Source organism: Halostella sp. PRR32 (genome assembly GCF_034808085.1).
Lineage (GTDB): Archaea > Halobacteriota > Halobacteria > Halobacteriales > Natronoarchaeaceae > Halostella > Halostella pelagica.
Map to the genome: position 1 here is coordinate 244,581 of NZ_JAXHGL010000002.1, position 14,663 is coordinate 259,243.

The 14,663-nt window shown below is 63.5% G+C and carries 14 protein-coding genes; 6 read left to right on the top strand and 8 right to left on the bottom strand.

Features of this window, described 5'->3' with window-relative positions:
• Positions 1–74: 74 nt before the first annotated feature.
• The 3 genes from SM753_RS06450 to SM753_RS06460 all read right to left on the bottom strand — a co-directional run bounded on the left by SM753_RS06450 (position 75) and on the right by SM753_RS06460 (position 2,174).
• A complete protein-coding gene (locus SM753_RS06450) occupies positions 75–809 on the bottom strand; it encodes a hypothetical protein (protein ID WP_323190983.1) in 735 nt (244 codons plus the stop codon).
• A gap of 263 nt (positions 810–1,072) precedes the next feature.
• Complete coding sequence (locus tag SM753_RS06455; protein ID WP_323190984.1) at positions 1,073–1,789, bottom strand: hypothetical protein; 717 nt, start codon at positions 1,787–1,789, stop codon at positions 1,073–1,075.
• Between the two features lie 67 nt (positions 1,790–1,856).
• Positions 1,857–2,174, bottom strand: coding sequence for a hypothetical protein (locus tag SM753_RS06460; RefSeq protein WP_323190985.1), 318 nt, complete (start codon positions 2,172–2,174; stop codon positions 1,857–1,859).
• A gap of 81 nt (positions 2,175–2,255) precedes the next feature.
• Here SM753_RS06460 and SM753_RS06465 point away from each other — a divergent pair, with 81 nt between their 5' ends.
• Complete coding sequence (locus tag SM753_RS06465) at positions 2,256–3,587, top strand: aryl-sulfate sulfotransferase (protein ID WP_323190986.1); 1,332 nt, start codon at positions 2,256–2,258, stop codon at positions 3,585–3,587.
• A 152-nt stretch (positions 3,588–3,739) separates the two neighbouring features.
• On the opposite strand, the gene SM753_RS06470 is transcribed toward SM753_RS06465, so the two are convergent.
• On the bottom strand, positions 3,740–4,630 hold the full coding sequence (locus SM753_RS06470) for an acyltransferase (RefSeq protein ID WP_323190987.1): 891 nt from the start codon (positions 4,628–4,630) through the stop codon (positions 3,740–3,742).
• Positions 4,631–4,775: 145 nt separating this feature from the next.
• Between SM753_RS06470 and SM753_RS06475 the strand changes: the two genes are divergently transcribed.
• The 3 genes from SM753_RS06475 (at position 4,776) to SM753_RS21335 (ending at position 7,208) form a co-directional block, all read left to right on the top strand.
• On the top strand, positions 4,776–5,195 hold the full coding sequence (locus tag SM753_RS06475; RefSeq protein ID WP_323190988.1) for a hypothetical protein: 420 nt from the start codon (positions 4,776–4,778) through the stop codon (positions 5,193–5,195).
• Between the two features lie 49 nt (positions 5,196–5,244).
• Positions 5,245–6,303, top strand: a complete 1,059-nt coding sequence (locus SM753_RS06480; protein ID WP_138798223.1) for an aldo/keto reductase — start codon at positions 5,245–5,247, stop codon at positions 6,301–6,303.
• Between the two features lie 353 nt (positions 6,304–6,656).
• On the top strand, positions 6,657–7,208 hold the full coding sequence (locus tag SM753_RS21335; protein WP_369335327.1) for an HVO_2922 family protein: 552 nt from the start codon (positions 6,657–6,659) through the stop codon (positions 7,206–7,208).
• Between the two features lie 62 nt (positions 7,209–7,270).
• On the opposite strand, the gene SM753_RS06490 is transcribed toward SM753_RS21335, so the two are convergent.
• Positions 7,271–9,052: a heme-binding protein gene (locus SM753_RS06490; RefSeq protein WP_323190989.1), complete on the bottom strand. Its 1,782-nt coding sequence runs from the start codon at positions 9,050–9,052 to the stop codon at positions 7,271–7,273.
• 152 nt (positions 9,053–9,204) lie between these two features.
• Here SM753_RS06490 and SM753_RS06495 point away from each other — a divergent pair, with 152 nt between their 5' ends.
• Together SM753_RS06495 and SM753_RS06500 are read left to right on the top strand one after the other, a co-directional pair.
• Complete coding sequence (locus tag SM753_RS06495; protein ID WP_323190990.1) at positions 9,205–9,486, top strand: hypothetical protein; 282 nt, start codon at positions 9,205–9,207, stop codon at positions 9,484–9,486.
• Between the two features lie 127 nt (positions 9,487–9,613).
• Complete coding sequence (locus SM753_RS06500) at positions 9,614–10,132, top strand: PadR family transcriptional regulator (protein ID WP_135534780.1); 519 nt, start codon at positions 9,614–9,616, stop codon at positions 10,130–10,132.
• A gap of 135 nt (positions 10,133–10,267) precedes the next feature.
• Here the strand turns inward: SM753_RS06500 and SM753_RS06505 are convergent, their stop codons facing one another.
• The 3 genes from SM753_RS06505 to pyrH are packed head-to-tail and all read right to left on the bottom strand — an operon-like array spanning position 10,268 to position 14,472.
• On the bottom strand, positions 10,268–12,055 hold the full coding sequence (locus SM753_RS06505) for a site-2 protease family protein (RefSeq protein ID WP_323190991.1): 1,788 nt from the start codon (positions 12,053–12,055) through the stop codon (positions 10,268–10,270).
• A gap of 54 nt (positions 12,056–12,109) precedes the next feature.
• Positions 12,110–13,756 (bottom strand): lysine--tRNA ligase, encoded by a 1,647-nt coding sequence (lysS, locus tag SM753_RS06510; RefSeq protein WP_323190992.1) that lies wholly within the window; start codon positions 13,754–13,756, stop codon positions 12,110–12,112.
• On the bottom strand, positions 13,753–14,472 hold the full coding sequence (gene pyrH, locus SM753_RS06515; RefSeq protein ID WP_135534783.1) for a UMP kinase: 720 nt from the start codon (positions 14,470–14,472) through the stop codon (positions 13,753–13,755). Before pyrH ends, lysS begins: the two co-directional genes overlap by 4 nt.
• Positions 14,473–14,663: the final 191 nt, after the last annotated feature.

A 14,663-nucleotide genomic window follows, 5' to 3' on the forward strand; every position in this document is an offset into this window, starting at 1 on the left:
GAACAGAAAGGAATCTATAGAGCGAAGAATCAACTTCGTCACAAGGATATTGAAACGACTCTTGGGTACACCCATCACTCCGGTTCAACACTACGTCGGGATGATAAAGAAATGTGGTGAGATTCTTCGTTAGACAGCAATATCAAAATAGATTGAATCGCTTTCTTGATCTCATTATCTTCTGTAGATAAGAAGGAGAAGTGAAGGCCGTTTTCGATCTTGCTCACACTATAAAATTCCAAATCAAGAGGTATTTGTAGATTTTCATCTAAAACGGACGCTCCTGAATCAGATAGCTCCGATAAAGGTATCCCCATGTCCTCAAGAACCTCTGCCCCTTCGGGAGCTATCCGCTGACCCTCTGAAACATCATATACATGGATCTGAATTGCAGTTCGAGGACGTAATTTCAACCCCAGTTTTGAGAGGCGTGATGAAGGCGGCGCTTCAGCTTCATGAAAATAGCTAATTCCTATCGGAGGGCGCCATCGTACTGCATGAAGTGTTACTTCTATCCTATAGTTATCAATTTCAATTGTTTCAAGGCTTTGAATTGTATCCCTTAGGTTCGAGCGAACGGAGTACCGATATGATAGGATAGCAACTGTGGTTGCCATCCCCACAAGCAATCCTTGGCTTATCCCGGCAATTAGTTGAGGGAAACCGAATTCATCTGCAATGAATAGTCGAACGACATGGGCGAGAGGAATTATGCTGATAATCCAGAAGAAAATGTGAGCATCTGAGAATATTCCATCTATCCAAGGGTATTGATCTCTACTTTCCGCTTGGATTTCTTCATCAGCCATTAGTAGATCGATCCACCATCACACATTTATAATTTCCACTACTGGAACAATAACTACCATCAGAACATTCCAAACATCAAGTAGGATAGCGAGAACGGAAAGTGATTTTCGTAGGAGGGCGGATTCTCTTCTAGGTCCCATCAAACCAGATAAATAATAAGATATTCAACAAGTCCTATAAACTCCGTTTATCGGCGTTCGCGAACGGTTCCAGTTCGCTCACTCCCGGCCGGCGCATCCTGCGACGAACGAACCTGAGACGGTCAGTTCTCGAAGCACCGTTCTATCTCGCCGGTTTCGACGATATCAACGAGCGCCGAGGTCGCCGGTTCGTCGAACCGGAGCGGTCGCCGCCACCACGGCCCCTTACCGGAATCCGCCGAGAGGCCGGTCACGATTCGGTTCGGGTCCGCACCGGCGGTTCGACTCGACAGCGGGATCGCGCGGTCGAACAGTCGCGATTCGGCGGGGTCGCCCGACAGCAAGACTTCGGCATCGACCGTCTCGCGCTTGACGTGGGCGTTGTTCGCGAACCGCTCTCGGTCGGCCGGGTCGAGTGACTCGTACGCCGTGACGGGGTCGCGGTCGAGGCGGAACGCGCCGATCAGGTACGCGCCCCACTCCGGTGCCGCCCACGTCGGCGGGTCGCCGGCGGTCGAGAGCGTCGCGTAGAAGAAGGCGTAGTCGCCCGCCGCGAGGTCGGAGAGCGGGCCGGCCTTGACAGCGTAGTCGTCCCCGTAGGTGTAGGCCTCGCACTGGGGATACTCGGCGAATTCGGGATCCAGATGGACCTCGGTGTCGCGGACGTCCGACGGGACATCCATCTCGACGTTCAGGTCGGCGTACGTCGGGAGCGACACCGCCGCGGGTTCGCGTTCCGGGATCGGAACGTACTCGAAGCGTCCGTCGGGGTGAACCGGCGCGCGGAACCCGGGAAGCGTCGTGTTCGCACCGACGTTGACCGCTACACTCCGTGGCATACTGCGAGCTACGGACGCTCGCCGGAAATATGGTTCGCAGGGACGGTCCGCGGACCGGAGAGCGAGGTTACATTCCCAGGCGCTTGACGCACTCGTAGCAGTAGGTGTACGTCGGATTGCTCTCGTTTATCGTCCCGCAGTGCGGACACCGGCGTCCGTCCACGTCGTCCTGTTCGGACCGCCCGGCGTCGTGGAGGTCCTGTGGCGCGTCGCGCCGGTCGCGCGGAACCGGTTTTCTGGGCGAGTAATCGCCGCCGTTCTCGCCGGAAAAGGAGGGGTTCGCCGAGTCGTCCCCCTGTTCACCCCGGAGATAGTAGTAGTAGATAGCCAGGTGTAGGAGAGCGAACGAGACGACGTAGATCAGAGCCCACTGTGGGATGTCCACGTGTACCACTACGTACTGCAAACACTTGTGTATTCGTGGCGGACCGTCAGAGTTAGGCGACAGCCGTTACCACTCGCCAGTATGGACCGTCGGACGCGCGTCGTTGCCCTCTCTGCGGTCGTACTCGTCCTCACCGCGGTGTTCGGCCTGCAGGTCGTACTCACGGATACGACCCAGCAGGGAACGGCCGTGGCCTCGGGGGCCGGCGAACCGTATCCCGGAAACACGCTCATCAGCGTCCAGAGCTACGGCGACGACTTCGACGGAAAGGCGATGGAGGTGACGCCGGACGGCGATCGAGTGTGGGTGTACGACCCGCCGAACTCGCGCGTCTTCGACTCGGAGATGCTCGACAACGGAAACCTGCTCGTCGCCGTTGCGACGAAAGTAAAGCGGGACAACTGTCCGACCGCCCAGATACTCTATCACTCCCGGGAGTGCGTCCACAATCGGATTCTGGAGATAGACGGCGACACGCTGGCGGGTGACGACGAAGAGATAGTCTGGCGCTACACCTGGTACGACGAGTACGTCCTCAACCACGAAGTGCACGACGTCGACCGCCTCGACAGCGGCGAGACGGCCATTGCGGACATGGGCAACGACCGCGCGTTCACCGTCGCCCGAAACGGAACGGTTACGTGGCAGTGGAACGCGACCGACCATCTCGGCGAGGGGACGGAGTTCCACGAGGAGTACGGCGGTCCGGAGGGCGAGGGTTCTGAACGCGACTGGACGCACATGAACGACATCGACCACCTCGACAACGGGAACTTCCAGTTATCCGTCCGGAACTTCGACACGGTTATCGAGGTGGACCCCGAGACGAACGAGATCGTCGGTATGGTCGGCGAACCCGGGGATCACGAGACTATGTACGAACAGCACAACCCCCAGCGCCTCGACGAGTGGGGGACGCTACTCGTCTCGGACAGCGAGAACAACCGAGTCATCGAGTACAGCGTCGACAACGGGACGAGCGTGTGGGAGTACGGCGGGAGCGACCTCCTGTTCTGGCCGCGAGACGCCGACCGTCTCCCGAACGGGAACACGATGATAGTCGACACGTACAACGACCGCGTGGTCGAGGTCGACAGCAACGGAGCCGTCGTCTGGGAGTACCGCGGCGTCGCGATGCCGTACTCCGCGGACCGACTTTCGGTTCCCGAAGAGGGCGGCGAGACGGTGCCTGGATGGCGACTCGGTAGCCGGACGGCGGAGCAGTCCGTGGTCGCGGAAACCGCCGCAAAGGCCGAAGCCTGGGCTCGGTTCGTCTTTCCGAACTGGATCCGACTGTCCCACCTGCTGACGATCTCTGCGGGTGCGCTCGCGTCGCTGCTGATCGTCCTCGATTTCGCCGTTCTCGGGACACGTCGGCTCTGGACCGTGCTTCGGAACGATAGTAGCCGGTGACACATTGCACACTCGACCGCCTGCTATCGGGCTATCACTGTATGAACCGTTTCACTGGCTACTATCGCTAGACGGTGAGAGACTGTCGTACGTCAGTTCGGTAGTTCGCCGACCGCGCGTCGGCGAAGACCGGAATACAGTTACGACGACCCCTATGAGAGGTCCCGGTCGAACTCGTCGAATACGTCGAGACCGTCGTCGAGTTCGAACTCGATCCGGCGTTGTTCCTGGCGGTTCTCGTTCGCCTGATCGATAGCGACGGCGACGTCCTCCCATCCGGGTTTGATCTTCACGCTCTCGGCCGGCATCCCGACGGCGATGTGGTGGTCCGGAATGTCGTTCTGGACGACGCCGCGGGCACCGACCAGTGCGTTTCGCCCGACCTTGGTACCGGCACGGACCATCGCGTCGTAGGTGACGCGGGCGTCGTCCTCGATGATAGTGTGGTAGTTCTGGACCGCGGTCTGGTCGACTACGTCGTGGTCGTGGCTGTACACGTGGACGCCGTCGCTGATCGAGACGCGGTCGCCGACAGTGATCCGTCCGCGGTCGTCTAGGTGCACGTCGTCGTGGACGACCACGTTGTCGCCGACAGTGATGTTGTGGCCGTACGTGAACGAGATTCCCTTGAAAAAGCGGCAGTTGTCGCCGCACTCGTCGAACAGGTGTTTGGCGAGCATCCGTCGAAAGCGGAGCGCGAACTCGACGTTGTCGGCCATCGGCGTGGCGTCAAACTGACGCCAGAGCCACTGGAGATGCTTCGAGCGCTGAAACCGTTCCTCGTCTTTTTCGGCGTAGTACTCCGATTCGACCGTCGCGTTGCAGGGGTCGTACCCCTGGAGTCGAACTCGCGTCGCGTTGGAAACGGGCTTGCCGGCCTGCCACCGTTCGAACGCCTCTCGGTCCCCGTACAAGTCGACGAGAACGTCCTGAACGACGGAACAGGTGTCCTCGTCGCCGGACAGCCGACTATCCACCTCCTCGATGAACGCCGTCACACCGTCGTCCGCCTCTTCGGGGAGTGAGACGTGTCGCTTCGTCATTGTCACCCGTAACGCGGGCCGCGTTGAAATGGATTCGGATGACCGAAGATAGCGTTAGAGCGGTGGGTTCGGGGCGCTACGACCGTGCTACCGGCCTCTGTGAAAAATCCGTAATACACATATATTTGTTATATCATGTAGATGTATGGAACTGAAGAGGCGGACTGTACTCGGTACTGCTGGACTGACGCTCGTAGGCTCCGCTGGCTGTATCAGTACGGCTCTGGACGCCGTCTCCGGAACGTCGTTCGACACGCTGACGGTGACCGTCTCGACGACGGCCGCCTTCAGCGGCCAGATCGAGTTCGACGACGGAAACACGACGAACAAGATCCCGGTCTCCGGCCTCGGAGAACAGGAGTTCGTCATCCCGGACGACATGAAAGAGAGCGACCAAGAAGCGGTCGACAACATCGAGCCGCCGATTTCGGCGTCCGTGTTTCCGCGGGGCGGAGGGGCTGACGAGGCGGTATCGCTGGAACTGATCGTCGAAGCGGACGGCGAAGAACTCGGCACCGACACGGCGACGGGCGACGAGACGGCGACGGTCAAACACGACCCCTGACGTCGAGCGAACCGGACCCGATAAGTGCGTTGCATCCCAACGCGCACCCATGCAGCACCGCGAACTCGGAAGCTCCGGCGTCGAGGTCAGCGAAGTCGGGTTCGGCGCGTGGGTAGTCGGCACTGACTGGTGGGGCGACCGCGCCGAAAGCCAGGCGGTCGACATGATCCAGCACGCGCTCGACCGGGGAATCACCTTCTTCGACACCGGCGACGTGTACGGCCACGGCGACAGCGAAGAACTGGTCGGCCGCGCCCTCGCTGACGTCCGCGACGAGGTGACGGTGAGTACGAAAGTCGGCTACGACTTCTACAACAACCCGCAGGCCGGCCACGGCGAACTGCCAAAGCGGATCGACGGCGAGTGGATCGAGACGGCGGTCGACCGCAGTCTCGACCGACTGGACATGGACTACGTCGACGTGCTGATGCTCCACAACGCGAACGTCGACGAGGTCGACCGCGACGTACTGGAGACGCTCGACGACCTTCGCGAGGCCGGCACCGTCGATGCCGTCGGATGGGCGCTCGGCCCCTCCATCGGGTGGCTCGCCGAGGGCGACCGCGCCATCGAGGAAGGGTTCGACGCCGTCCAGGTCGTGTTCAACGTCCTCGAACAGGCACCCGGCGGGCATTTCCTCGACACTATCGAAGAACTCGACGCCGACACTAGCCTCCTTCCCCGAGTCCCACACTCCTCGGGCCTGCTGAACGAACAGGTCACTCCCGACACCGAACTCGACGAGGGCGACCATCGCGCGTACCGCCCCGACGAGTGGTACGAGACGGGGTGGGAGAAGGTCGACGCGCTTCGGTTCCTAGAGCAGGATGGGGAGCGCACAATGGGACAGGCGGCCATCCAGTGGCTGCTTGCCCACGACGCCGTCGCCTCCGTGACGCCGACGTTCCGCACCGCGGCGGACATCGACGAGTGGGCCGCCGCTCCCGACACGCCGCCGCTCAGCGACGAGGAGGTCGACCGCGTTGCGGAGCTTCACGCTGACAACTTCGGCATCGACCGCGACGACGGCATGGACAGTCTCCGCTCGTCGGTCGACGGCGAAGACATCGAATCGGCCGGAATCGAGAAGATGAGTGCGGGAGATTAACCGGGCGAGCGTTTTACCGCGAGTCAGTGATCTCGCGCGCTTTTGTACGGGCGACTGATCGGGTGAGAACCTCGGCGCGAGATAGCAGTCACCCGCGTTTTTGTGCCGCGGGCCGAACGGTCGAGCGTTTCACCGGAGACTGCACTCGGCGGCACGTTTGATCCGGGGACCGAACCCCCTCGCTTCCGCTCGAAACCGCTAGACTGCGCGACGGGAGACAGCGGTATTTTTACTTTCACCCTACAGTGCAGGCGACCGGTCGTTGCGCCGTCGGTCGAAGCGTCCGCCGACCAGTAGCGGATACAGTCCGTTCGGGGCCAACCGTTAACCCCTCGCTGGTGGTACGTCGTTCCATGGCAGACGACACCGTCAAGATCACGGCGACGCTGGAGATCGAAGTCGACGAGGACGAACTCGAACTGACCACCGAGGGGGACGGTCCGATGACGGCGGACCTCGTCGCACCGGGTGTCGACGGTGTCTTGCGGGCAGACGCCGTCACGTTCGCGTCCAGCCAGGGCACCGAAATGGATGCACAGACGCCGCCGAGTCGCCCGGGAGAGCCGCCCGCGGAGTTAGACGAGGCTGTCGAGAGCGCCGACATGGCGGGACACGTCGAACCCGCCGAAACCGGCGAGTCGGTGAGCGAGGCGGAGATAGCCGAGGCGCTCCCGGACGACCCCCTCGGCGACGAACAGCCGACCTTCGCGGACTCGAAGGCGCGCTTCCAGTTGTTCCGCGACAGGGCCGGCGACTGGCGCTGGCGGCTCCGCCACGACAACGGGAACATCATCGCCGACAGCGGCGAGGGCTACTCCTCGAAACAGAAGGCCGAGCAGGGCCTCCAGAGCGTGAAGGCGAACGCGCCGGGGGCGGAGGTGGAGTTAGCGCCCGGGAAAGAGTAGGAACGGGAGTGCGGTGAGAAGCGGACGCGACAAAGTTCCGAACGACAGCGCGAGAGGTCGCGTTAGGCGAGGAAGACGTGTCGCGGCCGGTCCGCAAGGACCTCCCGCCCGAAGTCGACCGTGTCGGCGAAGGCGTCGCTGCGGAAGAACTCCATGCAGTCGTCCTTCGAGTCCCAGCGGCTAGTGATGAACATGTCCGTGTCGTCTTCGACGTTGGCGTAGAGATGCGTCTCGCGGTGACCGTCCATGTCCGCGAGGAGGCCGCCGACGGTGTCGAACCGCTCGACGAACTCCTCGCGCGAGTCGGGCTTGACGGTGTAGAACATACCCATCGTGCCGAACGCTGAAGTGCCGTCGTCACCTTCCTGTCGGACGATATCGGGCAGGTCCGAGAGGTAGTCGCTGGCGGTGTCGGCGGCGTCCGCCGTCTCCCAGATGGAGACCACCGCGGGGTTGGAGCCGTCAGCCTCGTAGACGGCCGTCTTGACGTGGGTGTCGTAGCGGTCGAACCCGTCGCTCAGGTCGTCGACCTCGTCTCGAAGGGCGTCGACGTCCGCTTCGGAGTAAAGCACCAGCGAGAACACGTCCTCGCCGTGTGGCTGGCCGGCGTAGATGCCGAGGTCGTCGAGTTCATCGCGGATGCGCGTCGCGTCGCCGCCGTCGCCGGTGTGGTCGCCGTCGTCGTCCGCAACTGTCGTCTCCCCGCCGCCGAGCGCCCCGGCGTGCGTCTCCGTCACGCCCGGCAGGCCTTCGAGAAAGCCCTGTGCGGTGTCGGCCGCGCTCTCGGTTTCCCAGACGGAGACGATAGCCGTGCCGTCGTCGGTTTCGTGTACCTCCGTCAACACGTGCGTGTCGTAGTGTTCGAAGTTGCCGCGGAGGCCGTCGACCTCCTCGCGGACGGTCTCGACGTCAGCGTCCGAGCGGAGGACGAGGCCGTGAGACCCCTCCGGGGCGTCGACATCGACGCCGACCGCGGCGAGTTCGTCGCCGATGTCGGCCGCGTCCGCGGCGGTGGGATCGCTCTCGCCGTCGCCGGCGAGCGCCTCGGCACCCGCGTCAGTCGGCACCTCGTCGCCGGCGAGCAGTGCGTCCAGATCCTCGGGCGGGAACCGCCGGCCGACGTAGAACTGGCCGAACTCGGCGAACTTCGACGACGAGGGGTCGAAGCGCATCTCGTACAGCAGGTCCTTGATGTCCGTCGGGTCGTCGGCGAACAGCGTGACTCCCCACTCCCAGTCGTCGAAGCCGACGCTGCCGCTGATTATCTGGGACACCTTCCCGGCGTAGTCGCGGCCGATGTCGCCGTGACTCGCCATGTGTTCGGTGCGTTCCTCCATCGGAAGGTCGTACCAGTTGTACTCCGGATCGCGGCGCTTGCTCATCGGGTAGAAGCTGACGTACCCGTCGTCGGGTATCTCCGGGTGGAGGCGAGACCGAATGTACTGTGCGAGTCCCGAGTCGTCGGCAACCTCGTCCTCGAAGTACTCGCGGGCCCGCTCGCTGTAGCCCGACGCTTCGGTGACGGAGACGTAGGAACTCGACCGCTCCGTGAACTCGGCGAGGGCGGTCCCCTCGAACTGCCGCTGGAGGGCGTCGAGAGCCGCCATCGTCGGGCGCAGGTGGACGATCATGATGTCGGCCTTGTGACCGACGACGCTGTAGACGGCGGACCCGCCGTCGTCGGGGTCGACGCTCTCGACGTCGCGGAGGTACTCGACGCCGGCTTCGATAGCGTGTTCGCGGTCCCGTTCGGCCGCCGCCCGCCAGGCGTCCCAGTCGACGGTTCGGAGGTCGTGGAGCGCGTACCAGCCTTCTTCCGTCGGCGGGGGATCTCGTCTGTCCATACTCCAACGTTAGGACGGATCGAGTAAGGGCCTTACCGTTTCGTTCGGGGTCGCCGCGGAACTATCGTCTGGCTGTCGGACGCAAAGAACCGACCAGTCGCGAAACGTGGGAGTAATAAGACTGATATCTATCGGCTCTGATCAGTCGATCGATGCCGCCCTCTCCGCCCTTCATCGACTCGGCCACCAGCGAGTTAGACACGGACCGCCTCATGTACGAGGCGATACCGCTCGCAAAGCTGATCGCGGCGGTCGGCGCGATAGCGATCGTCCCGTTCGGGTTCGCGATCCTGTTCGGACGCTCGTTTCTTGCCGGTCTCTTCGTGCTCGTCGGCCAGTTCGTCGTCGCAGTCGGGACCGGTCTCGTCCTCCTGTACGTCGCTCTCCGGGCGCTGCAACTCGCGAACGCGGACGACGGACAGATCGGCGAATAGTTACGCACGCCCACGAGGAGCCGCGAACTTCCAGCGGACGCCGGGAACCGGCGGGCGCTCGGCCGGAGTATCACCCGACCGGAGACGACCGAAACCCTTTCACAGTCACCACGGAAAGTGCCTCCCAATGCGGAAGAGCGGCCCACCGAAAGGCCTGATCTCGTACGTCGTGCTCGAACTACTCGACGAGAAACCCCGGTACGGATACGAGATACTCAAGGAGATAGAGGACATCAGTGGCGGTCACTGGGAGCCGTCGTACGGGTCCGTCTACCCCATTCTCTACAAGTTCGAGGAGAAAGGCTGGGCGGAGCGGATCGAACGCGAGGACGAGCCCGACCGGAAGTACTTCGAACTCACCGACGACGGCCGCGACGAACTGGCCGAAAAGCGCGAGGAGAGCGCGGAAAAAGCGAAGGAGTTCGCGGACGTCATCCTCGGGTTCTATCACGTCTACGTCGGCTTCACCACCGACGACCGCTTCGAGTTCCCGACGGTCGAGAACTCCTGGCGGTTCGACGAGGAGTTCAGCGCCTGGATCGTCGAACAGATGATCCGCCACCACGAACACTACTTCGACGAGTTCGACCGGATCGAGGAGACGCCCGAGGAGTTCAACGAGCGCCACGGACTCGACGAGAACTGACTCCAGGCCCCGGGTCGGACCCTGATACTGTCGGACGGAAGCCCGCGAAGACTGTCGACACGCCGGGATGTCGAATCTCGTCACGGCGGTCCGTCCGACGGTATGAACTCCGCCCGTCGACGAACCTGTTTCTCGCTACCCGAGGAGTTGCGGTCCGAACACCAGCAACAGGAAACTCACGAACATCGTCAGGCCGACCGTCGTCGTCACCGTCCGGGTGAGTTCGTGCGTGGTGTCGATCGGGAGCCGCGAAACGACCGCTTCCGTGCTCGTCCGGAGGATCCGTCCGCCGTCGAGCGGGAACGCCGGGATACAGTTGAAGAAGCCGAACTGGACGTTTATCCACCCCGTCCAGAACAGCACGTTCGCGAGGGTGAACACGCCGCCGCCGAGGAACGCGAGCGGGCCGTCGACGACGTAGAAGTTCGTCATCGGGCCGGTGAATCCGGCGAAGGGGAACGCGAATCCCGCGAGCGTTCCGAGCGGGAGAAACAGCGTGATCAGTATCTTGCCGAAGAAAGAGCCGACCGGACCGGGCAGGTCCGGACCGCTTCCCGCGCCGCCGTCTCCGCCGAGCAGCGTGAGATACTGATCGGAGGGGTACGTCTGAATACCGAAGTCGCTGACCGTGAGTCCGGACATCCCCTCCGCCTGCCGCGTGACGCCGATGAAGCCGATGTCGTCCCGCGGATGCTCCCCGAGAGTGACGTTGTACGTCACCCGTTGGCCGTCTTTATAGGCGACCATCGACACGTCGTCGCCGGGCGAGGAGTTGTCGGCCCAGTCGTGGAGGTCCGACAGCGATGTGACCCGACGGTCGTTCATCCGGACGATCACGACGCCGTCGCCCGCGGACGCCTCGGACTCGGAGAGCGGGCCGTCGTCAGCGACGTGGACGTACGCGCCCACTGGGAACGTCGCCTCTCCGGTCGACCCGTTCTTCTGGACGGTCGCCGCTATCACTTCGCGGTCCTCGACGGCGTTTTTGAACGCCTGTTCGGTGTACACTTCAGTACCGTTGACCGCCCTGATAGTGGATCCGCGCTCGACGTTTACCGGACCGTCCGGCGTCACACCGGTGACGAGTAGCGAGCGGTTGACCGTTTCAGTGTTCTCCCCGTTTATCTCCACTTCCACCTCCCGGTCGTCCTCGCTCTCGAGCAGAGCCGTGAGGTCGTCGTTCGTCTCGACCTCTTGTCCGTTGACCGCGGTGATGCGGTCACCGTAGCCGATCCCGGACTCGTTGGCGGGCGACCCCGGGAGACTCCCGCCGACGGCAGCGCCGGAGGCGAGGCCGATAGAGCCCGCGACGGGGCCGAACAGCAACGCGAACGCGACGACCGTAATCGCGAAGTTGTTGGTGACGCCGGCCGCGAGCATCCGCGTCTTCGCGCCGCGGTCGGCCGCCGCCTGACTCTCCTCGTCGGGTTCGACGAACGCGCCGACCGGGATGATCGTGAAAAAGGCCAGTCCCATCGAGTCGATGTCGATCCCCTCGACGCGGGAGAGCAGGCCGTGCCCGCCCTCGTGGACGATGAGGCCGAGCGCGAGGCCGGTGATTATCTCGGGCGCGACCGAAAGCGGGAGGAAATCGTTGACGCCGGGGATGACGAGGACGTTTCGCGGCTGATTGACCGCCGTCGACTCCGTCTGCTGGAGCGCGGCGAACGCGCCGAACAGGAGGAAGACGAACGATCCGACCATCAGGACGATGGAGATGCCGATGCCGAAGTTCGCCCAAGCGCGCCAGAGGCGTTTCGGGGCCGAGAGCCAGTCCAGGAACTCGCGGCCGCGCTTCGTGTGGAGGGTCATGATCGGCCCCTGAGTGCCGATGTAGTCGGGTAGCAGGCCCTGCCGCCGCAACAGCAAGACTACGAACCAGTAGACGACGATGCCGGCAAGCACCCACGTCAGCGTACTCATTGTTTCACCGTGGGGGCGGGCAGGTCAAATGGGTTTGGTTCCGCGGACCGTCAGTCAACGCTCGCGCCGGAGTCGCGCTACGACGAACGTCTCGTCCAGTTTCGCCAAGAACGGACCGAGTTTCGGTCCCTGCTCCTCGTCGAAAAAGAGGCGGTAGCCGACCGAGAAGAAGTCGCCGACGGGGATGTCGTGGCGCTTCGCCGTCTCGTATATCTCTCCCTGGATAGCCTCGGGATCGTCCTCGCGTTCGACGAAGTCGGCGAGTTCGTCGAGCGCCGCTTCGGTGTTTTCGTCGAGTTCCACGCCGGGCATCTCCCGGCGCTTGAGTTCGTAGTTGAACTCGTTGTCCGTGCGGCGCGCCCACTCGCGGGCGCGTTCGACGCGGGCGAGCGCCTCCTCGATGGCCCAGTCGGGCGCGTCGGCCGGGATGTGGCCCTCGCGCCGGGCGATCTCCTCGCGCAGGTCCTCGTCCTCAGTCATCCCGAGAACGGCGGCGAACGTGTACGGCAGGCGGACGCGCTCCTCGCGGACCTCCCGTACTGCGATCGGATACGCGCGCTCAGCGAGTTCGCGCTCTCGCTCGTCACCCTCGCGTTCGCCGAAGTACACCGCTTCGAAGTTGTCGAACTCGTCGACTAGCTGGTCTAGCCGGGAGATGTCGAAGTCCCGCGCCCTGCTGGGGTCTTTCGTGAAGAAGTACCGGAGCACCTCGGGTTCGAGCATCTCCAGTACGTCCGAGACGAGGACGACGTTCCCCTCGGAGGAGGAAAAGGGCTCGCCGTTCAGCGTGAACCACTCGTACACCATCGGCACCGGCGGGTCGAACTCGAACACGTTGCGCGCGATGTCCTCGCCGCTCGGCCAGGAACCCTCGGCGTGGTCCTTGCCGAACGGCTCGAAGTCGACGCCGAGCGAGCGCCACTGCGCGGGCCACTCGAAGCGCCAGGGGAGTTTGCCCTCGCGCAGAGTAGCGGTGCCCTCGTGGCCGCAGCCTTCGATGGTGCGGTCGCCGGCCTCCATATCGGTACAGACGTAGTCGACGGTGCCGGCCTCGACATCGACGGCTGTCACCGTCTCCGTGATCTTGCCGCAGTTCTCACAGACCGGATTGAACGGGACGTACTCCGCGTCGATCTTGTCTTGGTATTCGGCGAGCACCTCTCGGGCGCGGTCGGCGTTGGTAAGCAGATAGCGGGTCGCGTCCTCGAACTCGCCGCTCTCATACATCTCGGTGTTCGAGACCACGTCGAGAGAAACGTCCAGTAGGGCCGCGCTCTCGGCGATGAGACTGGAGAAGTGTTCGCCGTAAGAGTCACAGCAGCCGAACGGGTCCGGGATGTCGGTGTACGGCTTGCCGAGGTTTCGCCCGAGCGCGCCGGCGTCGACGTCGCCGAGGTCCACGAGGTTCCCGTCGAGGTCCGCGAGTTTCCGCGGGAGTTTTCGGAGCGGGTCGCGGTCGTCAGTGGTGAACACCTGTCGGACTTCGTGACCGCGGTCGCGGAGGCGCTCCGCGACCACGTACCCCCGCATGATCTCGTTGACGTTGCCCAGATGCGGGACGCCGGACGGCGAGATACCGCCCTTGACGACTATCGGCTCGTCGGGGTCCCGGTCGAGGACCCGGTCAGCGACTTCGTCGGCCCAGAAGGCTCGGTGTTCATCGTCCTCTCGCAGCGTGTACGGGTCGCTCTCGGCGGTCATCTCTCGGCCCAGTAGGTCGGTTCGTCACCCGCGGTTTCCGGGATGACGTCGGTTCCGTCGTGTTCGCCGTCGCGAACGGCGTCGGCGATCCGCTGCGGGTTCGTGCCGTCGAGAACGATGGTTCGCACGCCCGAGCGTTCGATGATCTTCGCCGCGAGCAGGTCGACCGGGGCGGAGCTACCAGCGGTCATATCGATGTCGGCGATCACGTCGACGAGTTCGCCCGCGGAGAGGCGGTCGAACGGTTCGGCACCGTCGTCCTCGTTGGGGTCCGCGTTGAACACGCCGGGGACGCTCGTCGCGTAGACGAGCAGGTCGGCGTTGACGTACTCCGCGACCGCCGCGCTGACCGCGTCGGTCGTCTGCGCAGGCGTGACGCCGCCCATTACACAGATGTCGCCGCGACGCATCGCTTCCCCCGCCTCCTCGTAGTCTTCGGCAGGTGCCGGGACGGCGTCTTCGCCGAGCGCCGCGATGAGCAGGCGCGCGTTCAGGCGCGTCACGTCGATGCCGATCTGGTCCAACTCGATCTCGTTCGCGCCGAGGTCTCGCGCTGTCCCGATGTACTCCCGGGCGACGCCGCCGCCGCCGACAACTGCCCCGACGGAACAGCCGTCGTCAGCGAGTGCCTCGATGACGGCCGCGTGCTCGCTGACCCGCTCCGACCCGAGGTCGGGCGCGAGAACGCTCCCGCCGATAGAAACGACCACTTTCATGCTACCGCCGAGTAACCCTGTCGCGCTCTTAAGGGTTGCCAACTCTCTACCGTTTCGACTGTCGCGCCCGAACGGCCGCGCCGAACGCCGCGGACATCCAATCTCGCGGAGAGGTAAAGGCGCGGTTTCTCCCGCGTGGCCGGGCTTGGGCCCGTCATTACAAACCCCTCAGGGGTGGTCGTTTCCCGTCA

Coding starts and splice junctions, on each gene's coding strand:
- SM753_RS06450 (WP_323190983.1), bottom strand. CDS start 809: ATGGCTGATGAAGAAATCCAAGCGGAAAGTAGAGATCAATACCCTTGG.
- SM753_RS06455 (WP_323190984.1), bottom strand. CDS start 1,789: ATGCCACGGAGTGTAGCGGTCAACGTCGGTGCGAACACGACGCTTCCC.
- SM753_RS06465 (WP_323190986.1), top strand. CDS start 2,256: ATGGACCGTCGGACGCGCGTCGTTGCCCTCTCTGCGGTCGTACTCGTC.
- SM753_RS06470 (WP_323190987.1), bottom strand. CDS start 4,630: ATGACGAAGCGACACGTCTCACTCCCCGAAGAGGCGGACGACGGTGTG.
- SM753_RS06475 (WP_323190988.1), top strand. CDS start 4,776: ATGGAACTGAAGAGGCGGACTGTACTCGGTACTGCTGGACTGACGCTC.
- SM753_RS06480 (WP_138798223.1), top strand. CDS start 5,245: ATGCAGCACCGCGAACTCGGAAGCTCCGGCGTCGAGGTCAGCGAAGTC.
- SM753_RS21335 (WP_369335327.1), top strand. CDS start 6,657: ATGGCAGACGACACCGTCAAGATCACGGCGACGCTGGAGATCGAAGTC.
- SM753_RS06490 (WP_323190989.1), bottom strand. CDS start 9,052: ATGGACAGACGAGATCCCCCGCCGACGGAAGAAGGCTGGTACGCGCTC.
- SM753_RS06495 (WP_323190990.1), top strand. CDS start 9,205: ATGCCGCCCTCTCCGCCCTTCATCGACTCGGCCACCAGCGAGTTAGAC.
- SM753_RS06500 (WP_135534780.1), top strand. CDS start 9,614: ATGCGGAAGAGCGGCCCACCGAAAGGCCTGATCTCGTACGTCGTGCTC.
- SM753_RS06505 (WP_323190991.1), bottom strand. CDS start 12,055: ATGAGTACGCTGACGTGGGTGCTTGCCGGCATCGTCGTCTACTGGTTC.
- lysS (WP_323190992.1), bottom strand. CDS start 13,756: ATGACCGCCGAGAGCGACCCGTACACGCTGCGAGAGGACGATGAACAC.
- pyrH (WP_135534783.1), bottom strand. CDS start 14,472: ATGAAAGTGGTCGTTTCTATCGGCGGGAGCGTTCTCGCGCCCGACCTC.